21 protein-coding genes and 1 riboswitch are annotated in these 24,328 nt (G+C 71.9%); of the genes, 15 read left to right on the top strand and 6 right to left on the bottom strand.

The window, feature by feature from the left end; all coding sequences use genetic code 11:
• Positions 1-50: 50 nt before the first annotated feature.
• The 3 genes from AC07DO_RS18770 to AC07DO_RS18760 all read right to left on the bottom strand — a co-directional run bounded on the left by AC07DO_RS18770 (position 51) and on the right by AC07DO_RS18760 (position 2,671).
• Positions 51-1,508, bottom strand: a complete 1,458-nt coding sequence (locus tag AC07DO_RS18770) for a DUF2079 domain-containing protein (protein WP_479060924.1) — start codon at positions 1,506-1,508, stop codon at positions 51-53.
• A 216-nt stretch (positions 1,509-1,724) separates the two neighbouring features.
• Positions 1,725-2,162, bottom strand: coding sequence for a hypothetical protein (locus tag AC07DO_RS18765; RefSeq protein ID WP_479060923.1), 438 nt, complete (start codon positions 2,160-2,162; stop codon positions 1,725-1,727).
• Positions 2,159-2,671, bottom strand: a complete 513-nt coding sequence (locus AC07DO_RS18760) for a SigE family RNA polymerase sigma factor (protein WP_479060921.1) — start codon at positions 2,669-2,671, stop codon at positions 2,159-2,161. The genes AC07DO_RS18765 and AC07DO_RS18760 overlap by 4 nt, the downstream gene beginning before the upstream one ends.
• Positions 2,672-2,977: 306 nt before the next feature.
• Between AC07DO_RS18760 and mfd the strand changes: the two genes are divergently transcribed.
• The 3 genes from mfd (at position 2,978) to AC07DO_RS18745 (ending at position 8,327) form a co-directional block, all read left to right on the top strand.
• A complete protein-coding gene (gene mfd / locus AC07DO_RS18755) occupies positions 2,978-6,508 on the top strand; it encodes a transcription-repair coupling factor (protein ID WP_479060920.1) in 3,531 nt (1,176 codons plus the stop codon).
• A 333-nt stretch (positions 6,509-6,841) separates the two neighbouring features.
• Positions 6,842-7,684, top strand: a complete 843-nt coding sequence (locus tag AC07DO_RS18750; RefSeq protein ID WP_479060918.1) for a helix-turn-helix domain-containing protein — start codon at positions 6,842-6,844, stop codon at positions 7,682-7,684.
• A 49-nt stretch (positions 7,685-7,733) separates the two neighbouring features.
• Positions 7,734-8,327: a Uma2 family endonuclease gene (locus AC07DO_RS18745; protein WP_479060917.1), complete on the top strand. Its 594-nt coding sequence runs from the start codon at positions 7,734-7,736 to the stop codon at positions 8,325-8,327.
• Positions 8,328-8,345: 18 nt separating this feature from the next.
• On the opposite strand, the gene AC07DO_RS18740 is transcribed toward AC07DO_RS18745, so the two are convergent.
• Both AC07DO_RS18740 and AC07DO_RS18735 read right to left on the bottom strand, forming a co-directional pair.
• Positions 8,346-8,777, bottom strand: coding sequence for a nuclear transport factor 2 family protein (locus tag AC07DO_RS18740; protein WP_479060916.1), 432 nt, complete (start codon positions 8,775-8,777; stop codon positions 8,346-8,348).
• 87 nt (positions 8,778-8,864) lie between these two features.
• Positions 8,865-9,290: a hypothetical protein gene (locus tag AC07DO_RS18735; protein ID WP_479060915.1), complete on the bottom strand. Its 426-nt coding sequence runs from the start codon at positions 9,288-9,290 to the stop codon at positions 8,865-8,867.
• A 100-nt stretch (positions 9,291-9,390) separates the two neighbouring features.
• Between AC07DO_RS18735 and AC07DO_RS18730 the strand changes: the two genes are divergently transcribed.
• From AC07DO_RS18730 to AC07DO_RS18720, 3 genes are all read left to right on the top strand, one after another.
• Positions 9,391-10,098, top strand: a complete 708-nt coding sequence (locus AC07DO_RS18730) for an MOSC domain-containing protein (RefSeq protein ID WP_479060914.1) — start codon at positions 9,391-9,393, stop codon at positions 10,096-10,098.
• Positions 10,095-10,832 (top strand): HNH endonuclease family protein, encoded by a 738-nt coding sequence (locus AC07DO_RS18725; protein ID WP_479060913.1) that lies wholly within the window; start codon positions 10,095-10,097, stop codon positions 10,830-10,832. Before AC07DO_RS18730 ends, AC07DO_RS18725 begins: the two co-directional genes overlap by 4 nt.
• Positions 10,833-10,957: 125 nt before the next feature.
• Positions 10,958-11,707: an N-acetyltransferase gene (locus AC07DO_RS18720; protein WP_479060911.1), complete on the top strand. Its 750-nt coding sequence runs from the start codon at positions 10,958-10,960 to the stop codon at positions 11,705-11,707.
• Between the two features lie 21 nt (positions 11,708-11,728).
• On the opposite strand, the gene AC07DO_RS18715 is transcribed toward AC07DO_RS18720, so the two are convergent.
• Entirely contained in the window at positions 11,729-12,505 is a 777-nt protein-coding gene (locus AC07DO_RS18715) for a hypothetical protein (RefSeq protein WP_479060909.1), read from the bottom strand.
• A 177-nt stretch (positions 12,506-12,682) separates the two neighbouring features.
• On the opposite strand from AC07DO_RS18715, the gene AC07DO_RS18710 reads away from it, so the two are divergent.
• The 9 genes from AC07DO_RS18710 (at position 12,683) to eno (ending at position 24,297) form a co-directional block, all read left to right on the top strand.
• Positions 12,683-14,782, top strand: a complete 2,100-nt coding sequence (locus AC07DO_RS18710; protein WP_479060907.1) for an N-6 DNA methylase — start codon at positions 12,683-12,685, stop codon at positions 14,780-14,782.
• Between the two features lie 157 nt (positions 14,783-14,939).
• Positions 14,940-15,521: a hypothetical protein gene (locus tag AC07DO_RS18705; RefSeq protein WP_479060905.1), complete on the top strand. Its 582-nt coding sequence runs from the start codon at positions 14,940-14,942 to the stop codon at positions 15,519-15,521.
• A gap of 2 nt (positions 15,522-15,523) precedes the next feature.
• Positions 15,524-17,044: a serine/threonine-protein kinase gene (locus tag AC07DO_RS18700; protein ID WP_479060903.1), complete on the top strand. Its 1,521-nt coding sequence runs from the start codon at positions 15,524-15,526 to the stop codon at positions 17,042-17,044.
• Positions 17,045-17,174: 130 nt separating this feature from the next.
• Entirely contained in the window at positions 17,175-17,849 is a 675-nt protein-coding gene (locus AC07DO_RS18695) for a SurA N-terminal domain-containing protein (RefSeq protein ID WP_479060901.1), read from the top strand.
• A 33-nt stretch (positions 17,850-17,882) separates the two neighbouring features.
• Positions 17,883-18,905, top strand: a complete 1,023-nt coding sequence (locus AC07DO_RS18690) for a nucleoside triphosphate pyrophosphohydrolase (RefSeq protein WP_479060900.1) — start codon at positions 17,883-17,885, stop codon at positions 18,903-18,905.
• A 220-nt stretch (positions 18,906-19,125) separates the two neighbouring features.
• Positions 19,126-20,415, top strand: coding sequence for a cytochrome P450 family protein (locus AC07DO_RS18685; protein ID WP_479060898.1), 1,290 nt, complete (start codon positions 19,126-19,128; stop codon positions 20,413-20,415).
• Between the two features lie 138 nt (positions 20,416-20,553).
• On the top strand, positions 20,554-21,621 hold the full coding sequence (locus AC07DO_RS18680; RefSeq protein WP_479060897.1) for a LysM peptidoglycan-binding domain-containing protein: 1,068 nt from the start codon (positions 20,554-20,556) through the stop codon (positions 21,619-21,621).
• A gap of 194 nt (positions 21,622-21,815) precedes the next feature.
• A riboswitch (cyclic di-AMP (ydaO/yuaA leader) is annotated at positions 21,816-21,966 on the top strand.
• Positions 21,967-21,970: 4 nt separating this feature from the next.
• Positions 21,971-22,687, top strand: a complete 717-nt coding sequence (locus AC07DO_RS18675; protein WP_479060895.1) for a transglycosylase family protein — start codon at positions 21,971-21,973, stop codon at positions 22,685-22,687.
• A gap of 317 nt (positions 22,688-23,004) precedes the next feature.
• Positions 23,005-24,297 (top strand): phosphopyruvate hydratase, encoded by a 1,293-nt coding sequence (gene eno / locus AC07DO_RS18670; protein ID WP_479060894.1) that lies wholly within the window; start codon positions 23,005-23,007, stop codon positions 24,295-24,297.
• Positions 24,298-24,328 lie beyond the last annotated feature (31 nt).

The following is a 24,328-nucleotide window of genomic DNA, read 5'->3' as shown; positions in this document are numbered from 1 at the left end:
CGGCCCCGGCGGGCGCGCACACCATGCGCGCCCGCCGGGGCCGGCCGCCGTCATTCCCGGCGCAGCAGCACGTAGCCGTACGCGGTGTCCTCGGCCACGTAACGGGTGCCCGGATGCAGGCCGTTGGCGTACGCGACCGGGTCCTTCGTCCAGCCGGAGCGGACGTCGAGGGCGACGTACCGGGGCACGACGGGGTCGGCCGCGCCGGTCCAGAAGACGCGGGTGCGGGAGGTCAGCCGGGTGATCGGCCCGATGTTCGCCTCGACGGTGGCGCCGTCCGGGATCCGGTCGAGCATCTTCTCGATGGCGACGACCTGCTCGCTCTTCCGGTACGTCGCCCCCTCGGTGAGGCCCGCGAGCGGCAGGGACGTGGTGAGGGCGAGCGCGGCCGCGGCGACGCACGCGGGAAGGAGGTCCGCGTACCGGCGCAGCCACGGCCTCGCGCTGCGGCGCGCGGTGGCGACGGCGTCGACGAGGGCGAGCAGGACCACCGGCATCAGGACGGCGCTGTAGTGCCAGTCCGTGCCCCAGTAGTGGTCGTCGGCGGAGAGGAACCGCCAGCCGAGCGTCGGCAGCGCGACCAGGAGCAGCGGCGAGCGCAGCGCGAGGAGCCCGGAGGTGGGGATCAGCAGCCAGGCGAGGGTACGCAGCTTCGTACCGAACCCGTCGAGGACCCCGGCGGCGCCGCCCCCGTCCCCGACCTTGTCCCAGTAGTCGTACCCGCCGACCGAGTTGAAGGCCGGAATGACCAGCGTGAGCGTGACCAGAGTGGCGACCGCGCCGAACGCGGCGACGCCGAGGGCGTAGGGCAGGGCCTTCGGGTCCGTACGACGGGACCGGATCGCCACGACCACGGCGAGGGCCGCGAGGGTCACCCCCAGGTCCTCCTTGACGAGGACCAGCGGCAGCGCCCAGAGCAGCGAGGCCCGCCACCGCTGCCGCAGCAGCGCTTCGAGGGAGAAGGCGATCAGCGGCACCGCGAAGCAGATCTCGTGGAAGTCGAAGTCGACGGCGCGCTGGATCCCCCACGACAGCCCGTACGCGACCCCGATCGCGAGCCCCGACGCGCGCCCCAGGATCCGGGTCGCCGCCCGGGTGACGGGCACGACGGAGACGGCGATCAGCAGCGCCTGCGCGACGAGCAGCGTCAGGGGCGAGGGGAAGAGCCGGTAGGCAGGGGCGAGGAGGGCGGTGACGGGACTGAAGTGGTCGCCGAGGATGTTGGCGCCGGGCCCCTTGAGGTCGGCCACCGGCACGCTGAGGTGCGCGTACGAGCGCACGGCCTGCTCGAAGATCCCGAGGTCCCAGGAGAGGCTTTCGAGCCGCCGGTACCGGCACACGGACACGACGGCGTACGCGACGAAGAGCCCGGCGGCGAGCAGGTGCGGGGTGCGGTCCCAGAGCCGTCTCCTCCCGTCGGCGACGGGAACGGAGACGCTCCGGTCCCGCCCGGGTATGAGCTCGTCGGCACGCTCCTGGACGGGGAGATCGGTTTCGGGACCGGGCATGGGGTGGCTTTCTGGTGGAGAGCGGGGCGGGGTGTGGTTGCTGAGACGTGTGGGGGGTGGCGGGGCGTTCCGGTCAGGGGGGCGCGGGCGGCGCGCGGGGGTGTGCCGGTTCCTCGGGCGTGTGGGAGGCGGGTGCAGATGTCAGCCTTCTCCGGCGATTGAGGAGTGGGGTCCGGGGCGGGGCCCGTGCGGCGGCGGTGGCGCGCTCGAAGATACTCAGTCCCCCGAGGGAGTCGCCGTCGCCGAGTCGCCGGGCGGCAGCGACGTCGACGGCGTCACCGTCGACGGCAGCCGCGTCGGCGTGCGCGTGGGCGTCCGCGTCGGCGAGGACGAGCCCGGGTCGGGCGACGGCGACCGGTCGGCGAGGGACGACTCCGGCAGGGACGCGGACTTCGTCGGGCTCGGCGGCACCGCGGGGCCCACCGGTTCACCCCCTCGGCCCAGCTGCGCCGCGGCGAGCGCGGCCCCGCCCGAGACCAGGCACACGGCGAGCGCCGCCCCCGCCGCGTACGTCCGCCGGCGGCGCCGGGCCCCGCGCGCGGACACCTGCTGGACCGGGAGCGGCGCGGCGGCCCGCCCGCCCGACGCGGCGGCCCGTTTCAGCGCGGCGGCGAGGATGTCGCTGTCGCCCACCGGGGGCGTGGGCTCGGTCACGGTGCTCCTCCGAGGTCGAGGTCCGGGGTGGGCGCGTCGTCGAGATGCGGCGCGAGCGCCGCCCTGGCACGGGACAGGTGGGACTTCACGGTCCCGGCCGCGATCCCGGTCTCCGCGGCGACCTGCTGCACGGTCAGGTCGCACACGTAGTGCAGAACGGCCACCCACCGCTGCCGCTCGGACAGCTGCCGCAGCGCGGCGACCAGCGCGACGGTCCCCGGATCCGGGGCGGGCGCGGTGCCCGCACGCTCCCCGTGGTGGCGCCGCCACGCCTCCGCGGCCCGCCCGCGCCGCCGCCACCGGCTGACGGCGAGCCGCCGGGCGACGGTCCTGACCCACGCCTCGGGCCCGGCGTCCCGATCCAGCCGCGCGCGGCGCGTCCACGCGCGGACGAAGGCCTCCTGGACCACGTCCTGCGCCTCGTGGAGGTCTCCCGTCATCAGATAGACCTGTCCGACCAGCGGTCTCACGGAGTGCGCGTAGAACGCCTCGAACTCCTCGTCGGTCAAGTGGTCTCCTGGTGCGCGTGCGGTGCTCTTGATGGCAGTACGCCCGGGGAGCGCGGCCGGTTTACACCCGTGGGGAAAATATTTTCGGACGGCGGTTTCGGGACATTGTGCGGGAGGGCGCGGGGAGCCCCGGGCCCGGGACCCGGCCCGACCGGGCCGCGCCGATCAGCACGGAGTCGTACGCTGGATACCCCCGGCCCGTGCGACGTGCCGGGCGGTTCGCGTTGCCCACTCACTCCCGGTCGTTGCCCACTCACTCCCGGTCTGTTGTCCACTCACTCCGGTTATCTGGACGGAAAGCCTCCAATGAGCCTGCACGGTCTGCTCGACGCTGTCGTCAAGGACTCGGCACTCGCCGAAGCGGCCAAGGCCGCGTCCGACGGCCACCGCACGCACGTCGACCTGGTCGGACCGCCCGCGGCCCGGCCCTTCGCGGTGGCGGCGCTGGCCCGCGAGTCCGGCCGCACCGTCCTGGCCGTGACGGCCACCGGCCGGGAGGCCGAGGACCTCGCCGCGGCGCTGCGGACGATCCTGCCGCCGGACGGCGTCGCGGAGTACCCGTCGTGGGAGACGCTGCCGCACGAGCGCCTCTCGCCGCGCTCCGACACCGTCGGCCGCCGCCTCGCGGTCCTGCGCCGCCTCGCGCACCCCAGCTCGGACGACCCGGAGACCGGCCCGGTCTCGGTGGTCGTCGCGCCGGTCCGCTCCGTTCTCCAGCCGCAGGTCAAGGGCCTCGGTGACCTGGAGCCCGTAGCGCTGCGCTCCGGGCAGACCACGGACCTGAACGAGACGGTGGAGGCCCTCGCGGCGGCCGCGTACTCGCGCGTGGAGCTGGTCGAGAAGCGCGGCGAGTTCGCCGTGCGGGGCGGCATCCTCGACGTCTTCCCGCCCACCGAGGAGCACCCGCTGCGCGTGGAGTTCTGGGGCGACGACGTCGAGGAGATCCGGTACTTCAAGGTCGCCGACCAGCGCTCCCTGGAGGTCGCCGAGCACGGCCTGTGGGCGCCGCCCTGCCGTGAGCTGCTGCTCACGGACGAGGTGCGCGAGAAGGCCGCCGTCCTCGCCGAGGAGCACCCGGAGCTGGGCGAGCTGCTCGGGAAGATCGCCGAGGGCATCGCGGTGGAGGGCATGGAGTCGCTCGCGCCGGTCCTGGTGGACGACATGGAGCTGCTCGTCGACGTCCTGCCGAAGGGCTCCATGGCCGTGGTCTGCGACCCGGAGCGGGTGCGGACGCGCGCGGCGGACCTGGTGGCGACCTCGCAGGAGTTCCTCCAGGCGAGCTGGGCGGCGACGGCGGGCGGCGGCGAGGCGCCGATCGACGTGGGCGCGGCGTCCCTGTGGGGCATCGCGGACGTCCGGGACCACGCCCGCGAGCTCGACATGATGTGGTGGTCGGTGAGCCCGTTCGCCGCCGACGAAGAGCTGGACGACGACACGCTCAAGCTGGGCATGCACGCCCCGGAAACGTATCGGGGCGATACGGCGAAGGCCCTGGCCGACACCAAGGGCTGGCTCGCCGACGGCTGGCGCGTCGTCTACGTCACCGAGGGCCACGGCCCCGCGGCCCGTACCGTCGAGGTGCTCGGCGGCGAGGGCATCGCGGCCCGCCTCGACGGCGACCTCGGCGAACTCACGCCGTCGCTGGTGCACGTCTCCTGCGGTTCGATCGACTACGGCTTCGTGGACCCGGCCCTCAGGCTCGCGGTCCTCACCGAGACCGACCTGTCCGGCCAGAAGGCGGCGGGCAAGGACGGCCAGCGCATGCCGGCCCGCCGCCGCAAGACGATCGACCCGCTGACCCTGGAGTCCGGCGACTACATCGTCCACGAGCAGCACGGTGTGGGCCGCTACATCGAGATGGTGCAGCGCACCGTCCAGGGCGCGACCCGCGAGTACCTCGTCGTGGAGTACGCGCCCGCCAAGCGCGGCCAGCCCGGCGACCGGCTCTACATCCCCACGGACCAGCTGGAGCAGATCACCAAGTACGTGGGCGGCGAGGCACCGACGCTGCACCGGCTCGGCGGCGCCGACTGGACGAAGACGAAGGCGCGCGCGAAGAAGGCGGTCAAGGAGATCGCCGCGGACCTCATCAAGCTGTACTCCGCGCGCATGGCGGCGCCAGGGCATTCCTTCGCGCCCGACACGCCCTGGCAGCGCGAGCTGGAGGACGCCTTCCCGTACGTGGAGACGCCCGACCAGCTGACCACGATCGCCGAGGTCAAGGAGGACATGGAGAAGACGGTCCCGATGGACCGCCTCATCTGCGGCGACGTCGGCTACGGCAAGACGGAGATCGCGGTCCGCGCGGCCTTCAAGGCGGTCCAGGACGGCAAGCAGGTAGCGGTCCTCGTCCCCACGACTCTCCTGGTCCAGCAGCACTTCGGCACGTTCTCCGAGCGGTACTCCCAGTTCCCGGTCAGCGTGAAGGCGCTGAGCCGCTTCCAGACGGAGACGGAGTCGAAGGCGACCCTGGAGGGCCTGCGCGAGGGCTCGGTCGACATCGTCATCGGCACGCACCGCCTGTTCTCCTCCGAGACCAAGTTCAAGGACCTGGGCCTGGTCATCGTCGACGAGGAGCAGCGCTTCGGCGTCGAGCACAAGGAGCAGCTGAAGAAGCTCCGCGCCAACGTCGACGTGCTGACCATGTCGGCGACCCCCATTCCCCGTACGCTCGAAATGGCCGTGACCGGCATCCGCGAGATGTCGACGATCACGACGCCGCCCGAGGAGCGTCACCCGGTCCTGACCTTCGTCGGCCCGTACGAGGAGAAGCAGATCGGCGCGGCGGTCCGCCGCGAACTGCTCCGCGAGGGCCAGGTCTTCTACATCCACAACCGTGTCGAGTCGATCGACCGCGCGGCGGCGAGGCTCCGGGACATCGTTCCCGAGGCGCGCATCGCGACGGCCCACGGCCAGATGTCGGAACAGGCCCTGGAGCAGGTGGTCGTGGACTTCTGGGAGAAGAAGTTCGACGTCCTGGTCTCGACGACGATCGTCGAATCGGGCATCGACATCTCCAACGCGAACACGCTGATCGTGGAGCGGGGCGACAACTTCGGCCTCTCCCAACTCCACCAGCTGCGCGGCCGGGTGGGCCGTGGCCGCGAGCGCGGCTACGCGTACTTCCTCTACCCCCCGGAGAAGCCCCTCACGGAAACGGCCCACGAGCGCCTGGCGACGATCGCCCAGCACACGGAGATGGGCGCGGGCATGTACGTGGCGATGAAGGACCTGGAGATCCGCGGCGCGGGCAACCTCCTGGGCGGCGAGCAGTCCGGCCACATCGCGGGCGTCGGCTTCGACCTCTACGTCCGCATGGTCGGCGAGGCCGTCGCCGACTACCGCGCGTCCCTGGAGGGTGGTGTCGAGGAGGAGCCGCCCCTGGAGGTCAAGATCGAGCTCCCGGTCGACGCGCACGTCCCCCACGACTACGCCCCCGGCGAGCGCCTCCGCCTCCAGGCCTACCGGGCCATCGCCTCCGCGAACACGGAGGAGGACATCAAGGCGGTACGCGAAGAACTCACCGACCGCTACGGCAAGCTCCCGGAGCCGGTGGAGAACCTCCTCCTGGTGGCGGGCCTGCGCATGCTGTCCCGAGCCTGCGAGGTCGGCGAGATCGTCCTCCAGGGCAACAACATCCGCTTCGCCCCGGTGGACCTCCGCGAATCCCAGGAACTCCGCCTCAAACGCCTCTACCCCGGAACGGTCATCAAGCCGACCGCGAACCAGCTCCTGGTCCCCCGCCCGAAGACCGCCAAGGTGGGCGGCAAGCCGCTGGTCGGCCGCGAACTGCTGTCCTGGGTCGGGGAGTTCCTGACGTCGATTCTGGGGTCGTAGGTTCGCAGAACACGCAATCGGGTGGCAGGTGGCATTGGGTGTGGTCGACCGGGTCGCGGACGTGCGCGACCCGGTCAGCCGTGACTCGGTGCGCCACGACATAAAAGCTTGAAAGCCTTTCGGGAAAGTCCTGAGGGAAATACCTCCCCACCGACCCACCCGTCGACGCATCGGCGTCCGTCACCCACGCGGGTGACATCTGCCAACTGGGCTGGCTTTCCCGCCTGTTCGCGGGCATATGCTCGCCGCGACAACCGCAGACATACGACGGCCCCCGGCGGGACTGGCATCCCGGCCGAGGGCCTGACCAACTAGGAAGAGAACAGCTTCCTGATGGCTTTCCAGCAGCCTAGCGCGCCCTCGCGCGCCGGGTCCTCCGTACCCGCCGACACCCCCCGATCCGGTGTCGTTCACGTCAACTCAAGGCACACGACCCGCTACACGGTCGTCGGCAACCACCTCGCCCAGCACCGCGAGCTCTCCCTGCTCGCGATCGGGCTCGCCGTGCACATCCAGTCGCTGCCCGCCGGGGCCCGCATCGGCATCAAGGTCCTCGCAGACCGCTTCCCGGAGAGCGAGCACCGCATCGCCGGGGCCCTGCGCGAACTGGAGCGGCACGGATATCTCTCCCGGACGCGGGAGCGCCTGCCCGGGGGTGAGGTGGTCACCCGGACGGTCTCGTACAACCGGCCCGGCACGCGGCCCGACGCCGACCCGCGTCCCGCTCCCGCACCGGAGAAGCCCGTACGAGTCGACCGCGAGCCTCCCCGTGAGCCCCTCCCCGAGCCGGACACCCCCGACCTCGACCGGCACAGGGCCGCCACGGAACTCCTCTCCGACCTGCGCCGCGACGACCCGCGCCTGCTCCTCGCCGAACGGGACGTCCGCCGCCTCGCCCCCGCGGCCGCCGCCTGGCTGGGGCGCGCGGTGGCCCCCGATGCCGTACGCCGCACGCTCACGGCCGCGCTCCCCGACGACCTGCGGCACCCGGCAGCCCTCCTGGCCCACCGGCTCACCGCCCTGCTGCCACCGCCCCTGCCCGTGGCGCCGGTCGGTGGTGCCGCACCGGCCCGTCCCGATCCGCTCCAGAACTGCGCGGGGTGTGATCGGGCCTTCCGCGCTCCGACATCCGGGCGGTGCCGCGACTGCGGCCCCGAGCTGCGGCGGGCCGCCTAGCATGAACGTGACGACCCTTGCCCCTGGGCACAGACGAGGAGCGCACGCCATGACCATCGCCTCAGGTGACGCCCGGCGGGCCGCGTCCCATCACGCTTATCGAGCCATGCGGGACTTCGTTCAGTCGATGGACGACACCCTTCCCGGCAAATTCGAGATCACCAAGCAAGGGATCGTCCACGACATGATGGCGCCGAACCGGCCGCACGAATTCACTTCGGGTCAGATCAGCCGCCGTTTGCAGCGGGTCATGCCGGACGAGCTCTGGGCACATACGGGGGCGCCCGATGTCGAGGACGAGCCGGAGAACATCATGCGGCTGCCGGACATCATCGTGATCGCCCAGGCGGATATGGCAGGCCAGGGCTCCTTCGACCCCCGCACCCTCATCGCCGCCATCGAGATCGTCTCCCGTTCGAACCCCGACAACGACTGGGTCGGCAAGACCCGCGACTATCCGCTCCTCGGCATCCCGGTGTACGCGATCTTCGACCCGCGTACCGGCTCCGGCGCCGTCCTTTCCGATATCCACTCCACGCCCGACGGGCCGCGCTACGCCACCCGTAAGGACTTCGTCTACGGCGAGGACGTCACCATCGCCGAGTGGACCATCTCCACGGAGGGTCTGCCCCGTTACGAGTGACGGGTGCGTGGGCCGTGGTCACGCCACCGTGCAGGCCGCCGCGATCGACACGCTGTTCTCGTAGAGGTGGTGCCGGGTGATCCGGCCGTTCTCCACCGTGAGGCGCAGGGCGAACGGGCCCCCGAAGGACTTGCCGGTGGCGCGCACGGTGCCCTTGAGGTGGCCGAAGAGGACGGCGTCGGTGCCGTCCACCAGGAACGTGTCGAGGGAGGCGTCGGCGTCCTCGGCGACCGTGTGCTCGGCCAGCTCCGCGGACTGGGCGGCGCACTCGGCGCCGGTGGAGCGGGGGCGGATCCACGGGACGACGGGGTTCTCGGCGAGCAGCCAGTCCACGTCGTCGGCGAAGAGTTCCACCATCCGTTCGGTGTTCCCGGACAGGCGGGCCTGGAGGAACTCCTGGACGACGGAGCGGGTGCGGGCGGCGACGGTCTCGGCGGTCTCGGCGGTCATGGGGCTCTCCTACGGGGATCTCGCTGGGCTGATGCGGCCGATCCTGCCGGGGGAGAGGGGGACGGTCGATTACCGCTCAGGTAATCGTCAGTCGCCGAACAGCTGGTCCTCCTTGTCACGGCACAGGGAGTGGGCGACGCCCATGATGCGGGACGTCTGCTTCTTGGTCGTGCCGAGGCGGCGTGTGGACTTCTTGAACTGCTCGCCGAGGGCCGCGCCCCGGATCGTGCACAGCGCGTCCCCCTCGGCGACGAGCGCGTCGTCGTCGATGTGGTCGAGGTCCGGGTAGTTTTTCCGCAGGGTCTTGAGGAAGAACTCGGCCGCCGGTCCCTTCAGCCCGCGCCCCTTGGGCGCGGAGGGCGTGGCGGCCGCGGAGGGCGTGGTGGTCGCGCTCGCCGACGGAGTGCGCGGCTTGTCGGACGAGCCGGAGGTGTCGGACGCACCGCACCCCGTGGTACCGAGGACGAGGACAGTGAGCAGCGGCAGGGCGAGCCGCGGCAGACGCTTGAGCATGAATCTCCTGATAGGGAAGGAACAGGAGATATTCTCATGATCTTCCGCGTGGTCCCGGAGCCCGCCCACTCGGAGTCCGCCCAGGGGAGGGGAGAGCGCAGTGACGTTCCAAGTCGTGGGTCTGCACCGGTTCCCGGTGAAGTCGATGCTCGGCGACGCGCACGACCGGCTGGAGTTCGGCGCGGCCGGCGTCGTCGGCGACCGGCTGTGGGCCCTGCGGTACCCGGACGGCAAGCTGGCCAGCGGGAAGAACCACGAGCGGTTCCGCCGGACACCCGGCATGCTCGAACACCGCGTGGTCTACGACGGTGACGGAACTCCTGTCGTCCTCGCACCCGACGGTGCGGAGCTGCGCCCCGGCGACCCGCGCATACCGGAACGTTTCGGCGAGGGCGTCGAGTTGGTCCGTGAGGAGGGGGACGACTCCCACAAGGACGTCTCCCCCGTCTCCGTCGTCGGCACCGCCTCCCTGCGCGCGCTCGGCGACCTCCTCGGCGACCCCGGCCCCGTCGACGTACGACGCCTGCGCAAGAACATCGTCGTGGAGACCGACGAACCGTGGATCGAGGAGAGCTGGGTGGGACGGGAGATCGCCCTGGGCGGGGGCGAAGGCCGCGAGCCCTTGCTGCTGCGCGTCAGCAAGCGCGTCAAGCGGTGCGTCATGGTCACCCAGGCCCAGCCCGGCCTGCCCGCCGACAACCGCGTCCTGAAGACCCTCACCGCCGCCCGCGGCATGTGCATCGGCGTCCACACGGACGTGGTGGCGCCCGCCCCGCTGGCCCTCGGCGACACGGTGGTCGTCCGATGACCCGACGTACCACTCGACGCACCGCTCCGGCCCTCCTCGCCCTCCTCGCCGTGCCCGCGCTCCTCACCGGCTGCGAGACCGCGACCAAGGACAAGGCGGAGGGCAGCGCCGCAGGACCTGACGCCAAGGCCGGGTCCGCGCTCGCCGCCGTGGACACGCTCACCGTCAAGGGGCGCGCCCCGAAGACCGGTTACGAGCGGAGCCGGTTCGGCACCGCGTGGGCCGACACCGACTCCAACCGCTGCCCGACCCGGGACGACATCCTGAAGCGGGACCTCAAGGACGTCACGTACCAGGGCGGCGACTGCCGGGTGGCGTCCGGGAAGCTCGCGCCCGACCCGTACACCGGCAAGGAAGTGACGTTCCGGCGCGGGCGCAGCCAGGTCGACATCGACCACCTCGTGGCGCTCTCCGACGCCTGGCAGAAGGGCGCGTTCCAGTGGGAGCCCGCCAAGCGCATAGCGTTCGCCAACGATCCGCTGAACCTCCTCGCCGTCGACGCGGGCCCCAACCGCGGCAAGGGCGACGGCGACACGGCGACGTGGCTGCCGCCGAACAAGGCCTACCGCTGCACGTACGTGGCCGGGCAGGTCGCGGTGAAGAAGAAGTACGGGGTGTGGGTGACCGGCGCCGAACGCGACGCCATGAAGAAGGTCCTCACCACGTGCCCGGACGAGGAACTCCCGACGGGCAACGCCCCGACCAAGGCGCCTGCCCGCTTCCACGCCCGCTGACCCAGACCCCTCGGAGGTGGCCCCGAGGGGCCTTTCAGGGGTGCGGGGAACTGCGCGACCAGCCCCCGCGGACCTGCGGAAAAATCAATACCGCTCACCCCGCGGGACGCGTACCGTCCGGTCACATGGACCTCAAGATCACGACCCTCGCCGAGCGCCCGGAGCTCACGGACCCGCTCTGGAACATGGCCGAGGACTGGCCGGAGTTCATCCTCCACGACCCTGTCGGGTGGTCGCTGATCGGTCGGATCGTCAAGGAACTCCCGGAGTACGTCCTGGTCGCCACCGACGAGGACGACGGCGGCAAGGTCGTCGCCCGCGCCTTCAGCGTGCCGTTCGCGCTGCGCTCCCGCGGCACCGGTGAACTGCCCGACGGCGGCTGGGACCAGGTCCTGCTGTGGGCCTTCTCCGACCTGCGCCACGGCAAGCGGGCCGACACCGTGAGCGCCATCGAGATAACCGTCGACGAGACGGCCCGGGGCAAGGGCCTCTCCGGGCGGATGCTCGACGCCATGCGGGACAACGCCCGCGCCCACGGCTTCACCGAGGTCGTCGCCCCCGTGCGGCCCAACGCCAAGCACCTCGAACCGGCGGCGCGGATCGACGAGTACGCGTACCGCACCCGCGAGGACGGCCTGCCGCACGACCCGTGGCTGCGGGTGCACGTGCGGGCCGGCGGGGTGGTGGAGAAGGTCGCGCACGCGTCCATGACCGTGTCCGGTTCGACCGCGCAGTGGCGCGAGTGGACCGGGCTGCCGTTCGACACGGAGGGACCGGTCGAGGTGCCGGGGGCGCTGGTGCCCGTGCACTGTGAACCGGCGCGCGGCTACGGGGTGTACGTCGAGCCGAACGTGTGGGTGCGGCACACGCTCTGAGGCCCGCCCGGGCGCCTGCCGTTACGCGCCCAGCTTGTCCAGGTCGATGACCTTGCCGGCCGGCGGCGTCGTCTTCACCGGCTTGTCGTACTCGCTGAACGTGATGCGCTCCGGCGCGGCCTTCTTCGCCTCCGCGTCGACGATCTTCAGCAGGTACGGCTTGCCCTCGGCGGCGACGTAGATCGTGTACTTCTCCTTGGCGTCGTGCGCGTCGATCTTTATCGCGGGGGTGCCGTCGAGGTCCGTCGTCGCGCCCCGGCGGGCGTTCGAGTTGATCCCGCCCTCGAACTCCTCGAGCAGGTCGTCGAGGTCGCACATGCCGGCCATGTCCTTCGCGTCGGCGCCCGACGCCTTCGTCTTCGACCAGCGGTCGGCGAGCATCTCGACCGCGGCCGCCGTCTGGTCCTCGGGCTCGCCCTTGCTCTGCGAGCGCAGGAACTTCTCGTCGTACTTCATGTAGACCGTGCCGTTGCCTGGGACGATCAGGTCGAACGAGCCCTCGTCGGCCATCGACATGGTGCCCGCGCACTTGCCCGAGGTGTCGAGGGCCAGGTCCATCTTCATCCGGCCGGTCTCGTCGTCGTCGATGTCGCCCGCGAGCCGGAGCGACGTGGCGCCCTTCGTCGCTTCGACGGCCTTGTCGACGATCTCGGTGCCGCTCATGCCCGCGAAGGGCTCCTTCGGCTTGCCGGCGTCGGACGCCTTGCCCGACTCCGAGCCGCAGGCCGTGAGGCCGACGGTCGCGGCGACGAGGGTGGCCGCGACGACAGCGGTACGGCGCAGGTGGTGGTGACGCATGGAAATCCCCCCAGGGAACTCGTTCGGTGGGGAACATGAGACCAGGTGCCTGTGAACCGAGTCAACACGAGCAAGAGTGGAACATGAGTTAACGGGCGTGAAGCGGCCCGTGCGGGCGATCGCTGGGTATGCTCGACGCCGCGCGACTGACCCCGCGCGTTCGAGGGGAGCCACAGGATGACGCCGCTGGACGACACGACCGAGGTCACCGCCGCCGGAATCGCCCGCCTCGCGGGAGTCGGCCGGGCGGCCGTCAGCAACTGGCGCCGCAGGCACGGCGACTTCCCCAAACCGGTCGGCGGCACCGAGACCAGCCCCTCCTTCGCGCTCGCCCAGGTCGAACACTGGCTGCGCGCCCAGGGCAAACTCGTCGAGGTCCCCCTCCGCGAACGCCTCTGGCAGCAGCTCGCGGGCCACCCCGCGGGCCCCGTCACCGCCCTGCTGCACACCGGATGCGCCCTGCTCCTGCTCCGCGACAGGCCCACCGACTGGCTCGCGGTGAGCGCCGTCTCGGACGAACGGATGGCGCAACTGCTGCCGGGCGCGCTCGACGAACCGGTCACGATGCGGTTCGGCGTACGGCGCAGACGGGCCGTCCAGATCCCGGCGGCCGCCGAACTCCTGCCGTCCGTCCCGCTGTTGCGCGGCGCCGCCGAGCTGGCGTCCGAGCTGGGCGCCAAGCAGACGTACGAGTTCCTGCTCGGCAGGCAGACCGACGCCAACCCCCGTCAGTACACGCTCACCCCGGCGGGCCCCGCCGAGCTGATGGCGCGGATCGCCGGGAGCACCGCCCCCGCCCGCACCGTCCTCGACCCCGCCTGCGGCACCGGCGCCCTGCTGCGCGCCGTCCCGCCACGCCCCGACCAGTACCTGTACGGCCAGGACAGCTCCCCGGAGCTCGCCGCCCTCACCGCGCTGCGCCTGGCCCTGCACGCGGACGCGACCGTGCGCACCATGGCCGCCGACACCCTGCGCGCCGACGCCTACGACGACCGCAAGGCGGAGGCCGTGCTCTGCCACCCGCCGTTCAACGAACGCAACTGGGGCCACGACGAACTGGCCTACGACCCCCGCTGGGAGTACGGCTTCCCGGCCCGCTCCGAGTCCGAACTCGCCTGGGTGCAGCACGCGTTGGCCCGGCTCACCGACGGCGGCACCGCCGTCCTCCTCATGCCGCCCGCCGCCGCGTCCCGCCGCTCAGGACGCCGCATCCGCGCCGACCTGCTGCGCCGCGGCGCGCTGCGCGCCGTCATCGCCCTGCCCGCCGGCACCGCACCCCCGTACAACCTGCCCCTGCACATCTGGGTGCTGCGCAAACCCGGCCCGGCGGCGCGGCCCGCGCCCGAGCTGCTGCTCGTCGAGACGGCCGGTGTGCCGACCGCCGACGGACGTGACAAACAGCTGTGGCCCGCCGTGCAGGACGCCGTGCTCGACGCCTGGCAGCACGTCGAACGGCACGGCACGCTCGACGAACGGCCCGGCACCGCCCGCAGCGTCCCGGTGCTCGAACTCCTCGACGACGAGGTCGACCTGGCCCCCGCCCGCCATCTGCCGCCGCCCGCCGCGGCCGCGGACGGCACGGAGCTCCTGACCGTCCGGCACGGTCTGGGCGAGGCCCTGCGCCGGGCCGCCGACCTCGCGCCCCCGCCGGACGACCTCGCCCCGGCCGACACCGGCACCGCACGGCCGCCCCTCACCACCGTCGGCGAACTGGCCCGCGCCGGCGCCCTCACCCTGTACACCGGAACCGGCGAAGGACCCGGCGGCACGCCCGTCCTCACCGACCACGACGTGCTGACGGGCGCCGCGCCCTCGGGCACCACCTACGAGGGCACCGCCCACGCGGGCACGGCGGGCCAGGACGACGTGGAGCCCGTGCGCACCGCCCCCGGCGACGTCGTCGTCCCCGTGCTCGGCGGCGGCACGGCCGCCCGCGTGATCGACGAGGCCACCGCGGGCGCCGCCCTCGGCCGCGGCCTCGCCCTGCTGCGCCCGGACCCCGCCGCGCTCGACCCGTGGTTCCTCGCCGGTTTCCTGCGCGGCACCGCCAACCACCGCCAGGCCAGCAGCTACGCGTCGACGTCCGCCCGCCTCGACGTCCGCCGCCTCCAGCTGCCCCGGCTGCCGCTCGCCGGACAGCACGCGTACAGCGAGCGCTTCCGCCGCCTCGCCGCGTTCGAGGACGCCGTGCGCCACGCGGCCCTGCTCGGGGACCGGCTGGTGCGCGGCATGCACGACGGACTGACGGAGGGAACCCTTCCGCCCGGGGCCGCGTGACCAGTACGACAACGGTTCGGTACAACCCGGGACCCGTCGTCGCGGTCGGCCTATACGCTCGAATCCTCGTCCCTTCGTTCAACAGGCAACAGGAGCCGCCATGCACGGCCACGGCTATGCGCCGCAGCACCCGCACCCTCCCTCCAGGGGGACGCATGTGACGCTGCGCGTGATGTTCGTGGTGCTCACGGTGCTGACGTGCGGCCTGCTGGCGTGGGCCGCGATGCTGCGGCTCGCCCTCGTGACGCGCAAGGCCCACAACTGGGCCCTCTTCGGCATCGTGACGGCGCTCGACGTCCTGGCCGTCGTCCTCGTCGGCGTCGACCCGGGAGAGGAGGAGTTCCAGGCTCCGGGCAGCGCGGGCATGGTGGTCATGCTCAGCACGATGGTGGCCGCCGTCGCCTACTACCTGTACGGGGACATCCGGCACTTCAGCCCGTACCGGCAGCAGCTCCACCAGCCCCAGCAGCCGCAGTACACGGGGTACGTACCGCAGCAGCCGCAGGCCTCGTACGGCTACCCGCAGCAGACCGCCCCGGCCCCCGCTCCGGCCCCGGGCCCCGCTCCCGCCCCGGCCCCCGCGCCCGGCCCGGTCCACCTCCGGCCCACCCAGCTCGGCCACGGCCACACCCCGCCGCCGCCCGCGCCCGCGCGCCCCGCGCCCGTCCGCATCGACCAGGTCCGTGCCGAGCTCGACGAGCTGAGCGACTACCTGCGCAAGCAGGAAGGCGGCAGCTGACCGTGCGTGTCGTCGCGGGGCGCTACGAACTCTCCACCCTCATCGGCCAGGGCGGCATGGGCCAGGTCTGGACGGCGTACGACCAGCGCCTCGACCGCCGCGTCGCCGTGAAGCTGCTCCGCCCCGACCGGGTCGCGGGCGCCGAGGCCGAGGAGCTGCGCCGCCGGTTCGTGCGCGAGTGCCGCGTCACCGCGCAGGTCGACCACCCGGGCCTCGTCACCGTGCACGACGCGGGCAGCGAGGGCGAGGACCTCTACCTCGTCATGCAGTACGTCGACGGCGCGGACCTCGGCGACCACCTCGCCGAGCACGACCCCTACCCCTGGCAGTGGGCCGTCGCGATCGCCGCCCAGCTGTGCGCCGTGCTCTCCGCCGTCCACGCCGTGCCGATCGTGCACCGCGACCTCAAGCCGCGGAACGTCATGGTCAAACAGGACGGCACCGTCAGCATCCTCGACCTCGGCATCGCCTCCGTGATGGACACCGACACCACCCGCCTCACCCACACCGGCTCCCCGATCGGCAGCCCCGCCTACATGGCGCCGGAGCAGGCGATGGGCGGCGCCGTCGGCCCGTACACCGACCTGTACGCGCTCGGCGTGCTCCTGCACGAACTCCTCAGCGGCGACGTCCCGTTCTCGGGGTCCACCGCGCTCGGCGTCCTCCACCGCCACCTCTACGAACCGCCCCTGCCGGTGCGCCGCCTGCGCCCCGAGGTGCCGGAGGCCCTGGAGGCCCTCGTCCTGCGGCTGCTCGCCAAGGACCCCCAGCACCGCCACGGCAGCGCCCAGGAGGTCTACGAGGAACTGGCGCCGCTGCTGCCCGCCCGCGGCATCCCCTCCGGCCGCCCGCTCGACCCCACCCGCCCCTTCCTGCGCCCGCACGCGCCGTGGCCGGACCGGTCCGCGACACCCGCCGCCGCACCCGACATGCCGACGCAGCCGCCGGGCGCCGTGCCCCAGCAGGACGTCGCCCGTGCCGTCGACGACGTCAAGCGCCTCCTCGGCGAGGGCCGCATCACCCAGGCCGTCGACATCCTCGGCGCGATCCTCCCGGCCGCCGCGGCCGAGCACGGCGAGCACTCGCCCGTCGTCCGCACCCTGCGCAAGCAGTACGCGGCGACGCTCATGGACGACGGCCAGTACCGCCGCGCCCTGCCCGAGCTGCGGCGCCTCGCCGACGAGCGCGCCGCCGAGTCGGGGCAGGCGGATCCGCACTCGCTCCAGTTCCGCTACGAGGTGGCGCAGTGCCTGGAACAGCTCGGCGAACCGGCGGCCGCGCTCGCCGAGTACCGCTCGCTGCTCCCCTATTACGAGAACCAGTACGCGACGGACGACCGCCGCCAGTCCCTGGAGATCCGCCGCCGCATCGGACATCTGCTCCTCGCCCTCGGCGACAGGAGCGCCGCCCACGACACGCTGGCGCGGCTGCTGCACGACGCGGAGCTGCTGCACGGTCCCGGGCACCCGTTCCCCGCGGAGGTCATGCGCACCCTGCAGTGGCTCGGACAAGTGCGCGGCTGACGGTGCCCCAACTGCCGGGAAATCGTTGGTCGAATAGGTGTCGAATGGCTGGCCGAGAACACGGTCACTGCCTAACATCGATCACCGCAAGACTTTGTGCACCGCCGCACAATCTCCTCGGGAGGCTTCCTTGCACCGCCGTCGTCGCACAGCGCTCATCCTCTCCGCGGCCGCGATCGCCGCGGCCCCTCTCCTCACCGCCTGCGGCAGCGACGCGCACCCGGGCGCCGCGGCCGTCGTCGGCGACGACCGCATCACGGTCGCGCAGCTGGAGGGCCGGGTGAACGAGGTGCGGGACGCGCAGCGCTCGGCCATCCCCGACGATGCGCAGTACGCGCAGGCCATCGCCAAGTCCGGCGGCCTCACCCGCGCCACGCTGCACACGATGGTCCTGGACAAGGTCCTGCACCGCGCGGCCACCGACGCCGGGGTGACCGTCACGCGCCGCGACATCCAGACCATGCGCCGCGGCATGGAGCAGCAGTCCGGCGGCAGGAAGGCCCTGGAGGAGGGCTGGCTGCAGCAGTACAACGTCGCACCGGCCCGCCTCGACGACAGCCTGCGCACGGAGATCGAGGCGCAGAAGCTCTCGGCGAAGCTGGACGCGGACATGAACGCGCCGGAGGGCCAGGCGGTCTTCTGGAAGGCGCTGTCGGCCGCGTCGAAGAAGCTCGACATCGACCTGAACCCGCGGTACGGCACGTGGGACGTCGACAAGAACAAGCGCACGGACGCGAAGACGCCGTGGGTGCGGCAGGTCACGCGGGCGGGGGCGGGTTCGGGGACGGCGGAGCAGCCGGCGTAGGAACGCCAGGCCCGGCTGGGTTACGTTCGACGGGTGAACGAGACCGAGACTCCGCCCCCGGCCGACTCCGCAGACTCCGCCGACGCGACCGTCGGCCGCGTCATCCTGCTCACCACGAGCCACCGGGTGGCGCCCGGCCTGCTCTCCTGGCCCGCCTGGCAGGCGCTGCACGCCGCCGACGAGGTGCTGTGCGCCGACGCGACGCACCCGCAGCTGCCGTACCTGCGGGAGGCGGGCGTGCGGGTGGAGCGGGCGGCACCCACCGCGCAGGAGCTGGTCGAGGCGTGCGCGGGCGGCCGCACGGTCCTGATCGTCGCCACGGCCGAGGGCGACCGGGCCCTCACGGACGGCCTGGCCCGGCTCGCGGGCACGGGCCGCGTCGCCATGCCGGACCTGGAGCTCCTCCCCGCCTCGTACGACCTGCCGGGCGCGCGCCTGCTCGACCTGATCCAGGTCATGGACCGCATCCGCGCCGAATGCCCGTGGTCCTCCCAGCAGACCCACAAGGGTCTGGCGAAGTACGGGATCGAGGAGGCGTACGAACTCGTCGAGGCGATCGAGGAGGGCGACAGGGACGAACTCCGCGAGGAGCTCGGCGACGTCCTGCTCCAGGTCGTCTTCCACGCGCGGATCGCCGAGGAGGCGACCGGCGACTCGACGGACGAGGCCCCCTTCTCCATCGACGACGTGGCGGCCGGCATCGTGGAGAAGCTGATCCACCGCCACCCGCACGTCTTCGGCGACGCCTCGGCGCAGACCCCCGAGGACGTACGCGCCCACTGGCTCCGCACGAAGGCGGAGGAGAAGCGCCGCACGTCGCTCACGGAGGGCATCCCGCTGGGTCAGCCCGCCCTGTCCCTGGCCGCGAAACTCGCCTCGCGCGCCCGGACGGCGGGCCTGGAGGTCCCGCTCCCGCCGGGCGAGGGCATCGGCTACGAACTCCTGACCCTGGCCCTGCGCGCGGAGTCGGAGGGAGTCGACCCGGAGTCAGCACTGAGGGCAGCGGCGCGGGCCTACAGGGACGCGGTCCTGACGGCGGAGACGTCAACGAGGTAGCCCCCGCACGAAGTCCCCCAGGGCCGCGGGGAACGGCCCGACAAGCCACGAAGCCCCCGCACCCAACAGCCGTCGGGGACACCCACCCCCCTAGGGGCGCGGGGAACTGCGCGACCAACCACGAAGCACCCGCACCCGTCACGCGACGGAGGCGCCCCTTAGGGGCGCGGGGAACTGCGCGACCAGCCACAACGGACCCGCACCCGGATACCGTCGACGCATGCACGACCGACAGCCGACCGGGGGCACCCCGGAGTCACCCGAGCCCAAGGGGCCAGAACTCTTCACGTGGGAGTTCGCCTCAGACCCGTACCCCGCGTACGCCTGGCTCCGCGACAACGCCCCCGTGAGGAAGACACCGCTCCCGAGCGGAGTGGAGGCGTGGCTGGTCACCCGTTACGCGGACGCCCGCCACGCCCTCGCCGACCAGCGCCTCAGCAAGAACCCGGCCCACCACGACGAGCCCGCGCACGCGAGGAGCAAGACCGGGATCCCGGGCGAGCGCAGCGCCAATCTCATGACGCATCTGCTCAACATCGACCCGCCGGACCACACCCGCCTCCGCCGCCTCGTCTCCAAGGCCTTCACCCCCCGCCGAGTGGCCGAGTTCGCCCCCCGCGTGCAGGAGCTGACGGACCAGCTCATCGACAGGTTCATCGAGGAGGGCTCCGCGGACCTCATCCACGAATTCGCCTTCCCCCTGCCCATCTACGCCATCTGCGACCTCCTCGGCGTCCCGCGCGAGGACCAGGACGACTTCCGCGACTGGGCGGGCATGATGATCCGGCACGGCGGCGGTCCGCGCGGCGGCGTCGCCCGGTCGGTGAAGAAGATGCGCGGCTATCTCGCCGAACTCATCCACCGCAAGCGCCTCGAACCCGGCGACGACCTCATCTCCGGGCTCATCAAGGCCTCCGACCACGGCGAGCACCTCACCGAGAACGAGGCCGCCGCCATGGCGTTCATCCTTCTCTTCGCCGGTTTCGAGACCACGGTGAACCTCATCGGCAACGGGACGTACGCCCTCCTCACCCACCCCGAGCAGCGTGCCCGCCTCCAGAAGGCGCTGGCCGAGGGCGACACCGGGCTCCTGGAGACCGGCGTCGAGGAACTGCTCCGCTTCGACGGGCCGGTCGAGCTCGCCACCTGGCGCTTCGCGACGGAGCCGCTCACCATCGGCGGGCAGGACATCGCCGCAGGCGACCCCGTCCTCGTCGTGCTCGCCGCCGCCGACCGCGACCCCGCCCGGTTCGAGGACCCCGACACGCTCGATCTTTCCCGTAGCGACAACCAGCACCTCGGATACGGGCACGGAATCCACTACTGCCTCGGCGCCCCGCTCGCCCGTCTGGAGGGCCAAACCGCCCTCGCGACGCTGCTCCGGCGCCTTCCCGACCTGCAACTCGCGGCGGAACCGGATGATTTGCGGTGGCGTGGCGGACTGATCATGCGGGGACTGCGCACCCTGCCGGTGAAGTTCACGACCGCACAGACAACGGTGTCCGGCTGACACCCCGTCACGACTGTGATGTTCGCGTGATCTCCGCTGCATCGACTTGTGACAAGCGTTCGACTGCGGCTACGTTCACGACGACTTGAGCGCCCCACGCGCACAAGTCGTCGCTGCAGTCTCGTGAAAGGCACCCGCATGCTCTCCGGCCATGGTCGTCACCGACGCCCCCGCCAAGCCCCGGCCCTCATCGTCGCGGCAGGAGTCACCGGATCAGCCATCGCCATTCCACTCCTCGGCGCCACGAGCGCGAACGCCGCCGAGACCACGACGTGGGAGAAGCTCGCCGAGTGCGAGAGCGGCGGCGAGTGGAGCGCCAACCCCGGCAACGGCTACTACGGCGGCCTCCAGCTCTCCCAGGAGACCTGGGAGGCGTACGGCGGCCTCGACTACGCGCCGAGCGCCGACCAGGCGAGCCGCTCCCAGCAGATCGCCGTCGCCGAGCAGGTCCTCGACGACAAGGGCACCGCCGCGTGGCCGAGCTGCGCCCCGATCGCCGGCCTCACCCAGGACGGCGCCGCGGCCGACGTGGACCCGGGCGCCCCGGTCACGCCGAAGCCCACCGAGCCGTCGGACCCCACAGGCTCCGGCAAGGACGGCAAGGACGGCAAGGACGGCAAGGACGCCAAGGGCCCCTCGGGCAAGGGCGGGGGCAAGGGCGAATCGTCCGGCGACGCCTCCGACTCGGCCGACCCGTCCGCCGACCCGGAGAAGCCCTCCGACGACGCGAGCGACAGGCCCGGCTCCGGCAAGGACTCCCGAGACAAGAATCACGACGAGTCCGGCGAAAAGGATGGCAAGGGCGGTAAGGGCGACACCGGCGGCAACAAGGGTGACTCCGGCAAGTCGGGCGACGAAGACGCCACTTCGCCCACTCCCGAGAACTCGACCGACCCCGCAGGCGGCGCTGACGACGCGGACGGCTCCGGCGACTCCGCCTCCGGCCGCCACCGCGGCGACCGCGCGGACGAGGGTGCGGACGCGGACGGCCGGTCCGGACGGCACGCCTCGCGCGGTGAGAAGCGCTCCGGCGGGATCGCCGACGGGACGTACACGGTGCGCTCCGGAGACAACCTCTCGGTCATCGCGGACGACCTCGGCGTCGACGGCGGATGGCACGAGCTCTACACCGAGAACAAGAAGACCGTCGGCAAGGACCCGGACCTCATTCTCCCCGGTCAGAGCCTCGATCTGGGCGAAAAGTAACGGTAGTTGACGAAGAGTCGGGTGGGGGCTTCGCGTCGTATGTCTGGTTTGGTGCGAGTGAGAGATGGGTCTCAGAAGCCCTGATCGTCTTTGAAATTCCGGCGATCGCGTGATTACCGTCGTCACCGCTCGCCACTCGTGAGCCCCGCCGGTCGGTACGCCGAATCCTGCCAACGGCCGGACGGGAACAGTCGTCGCTTTGAGCGCCGTAGGCAGGAGCGGGGGACCCAAGGTAAGCGCCGCGTCATGCGGCTAGGGGTGAAGCCGCACTCGAAGGAGTGCGGCCGGGCAACCACATCGGCCCGAACCCGACAGCTCACCTCGCAGGCGTCGGTGAGGGGATCAACGCATGCTGTTTTCCAGCAAGGGCAAGCACCGTCGTCCGTCCAAGGCCACCCGTGTCGTCACGCTCGCCGGTGTCACCGGTGCCGCAGTCGCGGCCCCGCTGATGGCCGCCGGTTCCGCCTCGGCCGCCACCACCTCCGAGTGGGACGCCGTCGCGCAGTGCGAGTCCGGCGGCAACTGGTCCATCAACACCGGCAACGGCTACTACGGCGGCGTGCAGTTCTCCGCCTCCACGTGGTCCGCGTACGGCGGCACGAAGTACGCGCCGACGGCCGACAAGGCCTCCAAGGCCCAGCAGATCGAGATCGCCGAGAAGGTCCTCGCCAGCCAGGGCAAGGGTGCCTGGCCGAGCTGCGGCGTCGGCCTCTCGGGCGCCTCGCCCAACAGCGGCGGCTCGCAGCAGCAGGCTCCGCAGCAGCAGCAGGCCGCGCCGAAGCCGCAGCAGACGCAGCAGCAGGCCGCCCCGCAGCAGCAGGCCGCGCCCAAGCCGCAGCCCAAGCCGCAGCCGCAGACCGAGTCCAAGAAGACCGTCGAGACCCCGACCGGCAAGACGGTCAAGAAGGGCGACGGCGAGTACAAGGTCAAGACGGGCGACACCCTGTCGAAGATCGCTGAGGCGAAGCACGTCAAGGGCGGCTGGCACAAGGTCTACAAGCTCAACGGCGACATCATCGACAACGCCGACATGATCTACCCGGGCCAGCAGCTCCACCTGAGCTGACCCGGACGGTCACGGCCGTGCCTCGGCGGACGCACGGCCGTACCCCCCGTCCCCACGGGCTCCCCGCCCCGGTGCGCGTATCCCCCGTACGCACCGGGGCGGGGCCATGTCCGCACCCCTTCCCCCGCCGTCCCCGGCCCCCTCTTGTTCGCTACTAGCGAGTAGAGAACATGGTCTTACGCCCTGTTTCCGCGCCATATGGCCTTTGTGCCGTCCCAGGGGACGGGCGGTCGGCTGGCCGAAGGCCCGGAGCCGGTTAGGCTCAGGAGACGCAGGGCCGAAGCGGCTCGCGTAAACGCGTCACATCCCAGAAGGAGATGCTCGTGCCGTCCATCGACGTCGTCGTAGCCCGGGAAATCCTGGACTCCCGAGGCAACCCCACGGTCGAGGTCGAGGTCGGCCTCGACGACGGCAGCACCGGTCGTGCCGCCGTTCCGTCCGGTGCCTCCACCGGTGCCTTCGAGGCCATCGAACTCCGCGACGGTGACCCCAACCGTTACCAGGGCAAGGGTGTCGAGAAGGCCGTCCTCGCCGTCATCGAGCAGATCGGCCCGGAGCTCGTCGGCTACGACGCCACCGAGCAGCGCCTGATCGACCAGGCCATGTTCGACCTGGACGCCACCGACAACAAGGGCTCGCTCGGCGCCAACGCCATCCTCGGCGTCTCGCTCGCCGTCGCGCACGCCGCCTCCGAGGCCAGCGACCTGCCGCTGTTCCGCTACCTCGGCGGCCCGAACGCGCACCTGCTGCCCGTCCCGATGATGAACATCCTGAACGGCGGGTCGCACGCCGACTCGAACGTCGACATCCAGGAATTCATGATCGCCCCGATCGGCGCGGAGTCCTTCTCCGAGGCGCTGCGCTGGGGCACCGAGGTCTACCACACCCTCAAGAAGGTCCTGAAGGACAAGGGTCTGTCGACCGGCCTCGGCGACGAGGGCGGCTTCGCCCCGAACCTGGACTCCAACCGCGCCGCGCTCGACCTCATCCTCGAGGCCATCAAGCAGGCCGGTTACGTCCCCGGCGAGCAGATCGCGCTCGCCCTCGACGTCGCCGCGTCCGAGTTCTACAAGGACGGCAAGTACTCCTTCGAGGGCAAGGAGCGCTCGGCCGCCGAGATGACCGAGTACTACGAGGAGCTCGTCGCCTCGTACCCGCTCGTCTCCATCGAGGACCCGCTGTTCGAGGACGACTGGGCCGGCTGGAACGCCATCACCGAGAAGCTCGGCGACAAGGTGCAGCTCGTCGGCGACGACCTGTTCGTCACCAACCCCGAGCGCCTGGCCCGCGGCATCGAGGAGAACTCGGCCAACGCCCTGCTCGTCAAGGTCAACCAGATCGGTTCGCTGACCGAGACCCTGGACGCCGTCGAGATGGCCCAGCGCAGCGGCTTCAAGTGCATGATGTCCCACCGCTCCGGCGAGACCGAGGACGTCACCATCGCCGACCTCGCCGTCGCCACCAACTGCGGCCAGATCAAGACCGGCGCCCCGGCCCGCTCCGAGCGCGTCGCCAAGTACAACCAGCTCCTGCGCATCGAGGAGATCCTGGACGACGCGGCGGTCTACGCGGGCCGCAGCGCCTTCCCGCGGTTCCGCTCCGCGGTCTAGTGAGCACAGCAAGGGCTGAACCCACGTAGCC

Source organism: Streptomyces sp. NPDC045678 (genome assembly GCF_056432085.1).
This window is presented reverse-complemented; position numbering and strand designations above follow the sequence as displayed.

What these genes read in the sequence shown, in the direction of transcription:
- AC07DO_RS18685 (WP_479060898.1), top strand. Translation starts at nt 19,126, where the DNA reads ATGCACGACCGACAGCCGACCGGGGGCACCCCGGAGTCACCCGAGCCC.
- AC07DO_RS18750 (WP_479060918.1), top strand. Translation starts at nt 6,842, where the DNA reads ATGGCTTTCCAGCAGCCTAGCGCGCCCTCGCGCGCCGGGTCCTCCGTA.
- AC07DO_RS18740 (WP_479060916.1), bottom strand. Translation starts at nt 8,777, where the DNA reads ATGACCGCCGAGACCGCCGAGACCGTCGCCGCCCGCACCCGCTCCGTC.
- AC07DO_RS18720 (WP_479060911.1), top strand. Translation starts at nt 10,958, where the DNA reads ATGGACCTCAAGATCACGACCCTCGCCGAGCGCCCGGAGCTCACGGAC.
- mfd (WP_479060920.1), top strand. Translation starts at nt 2,978, where the DNA reads ATGAGCCTGCACGGTCTGCTCGACGCTGTCGTCAAGGACTCGGCACTC.
- eno (WP_479060894.1), top strand. Translation starts at nt 23,005, where the DNA reads ATGCTCGTGCCGTCCATCGACGTCGTCGTAGCCCGGGAAATCCTGGAC.
- AC07DO_RS18710 (WP_479060907.1), top strand. Translation starts at nt 12,683, where the DNA reads ATGACGCCGCTGGACGACACGACCGAGGTCACCGCCGCCGGAATCGCC.
- AC07DO_RS18745 (WP_479060917.1), top strand. Translation starts at nt 7,734, where the DNA reads ATGACCATCGCCTCAGGTGACGCCCGGCGGGCCGCGTCCCATCACGCT.
- AC07DO_RS18735 (WP_479060915.1), bottom strand. Translation starts at nt 9,290, where the DNA reads ATGCTCAAGCGTCTGCCGCGGCTCGCCCTGCCGCTGCTCACTGTCCTC.
- AC07DO_RS18680 (WP_479060897.1), top strand. Translation starts at nt 20,554, where the DNA reads ATGCTCTCCGGCCATGGTCGTCACCGACGCCCCCGCCAAGCCCCGGCC.
- AC07DO_RS18725 (WP_479060913.1), top strand. Translation starts at nt 10,095, where the DNA reads ATGACCCGACGTACCACTCGACGCACCGCTCCGGCCCTCCTCGCCCTC.
- AC07DO_RS18770 (WP_479060924.1), bottom strand. Translation starts at nt 1,508, where the DNA reads ATGCCCGGTCCCGAAACCGATCTCCCCGTCCAGGAGCGTGCCGACGAG.
- AC07DO_RS18675 (WP_479060895.1), top strand. Translation starts at nt 21,971, where the DNA reads ATGCTGTTTTCCAGCAAGGGCAAGCACCGTCGTCCGTCCAAGGCCACC.
- AC07DO_RS18715 (WP_479060909.1), bottom strand. Translation starts at nt 12,505, where the DNA reads ATGCGTCACCACCACCTGCGCCGTACCGCTGTCGTCGCGGCCACCCTC.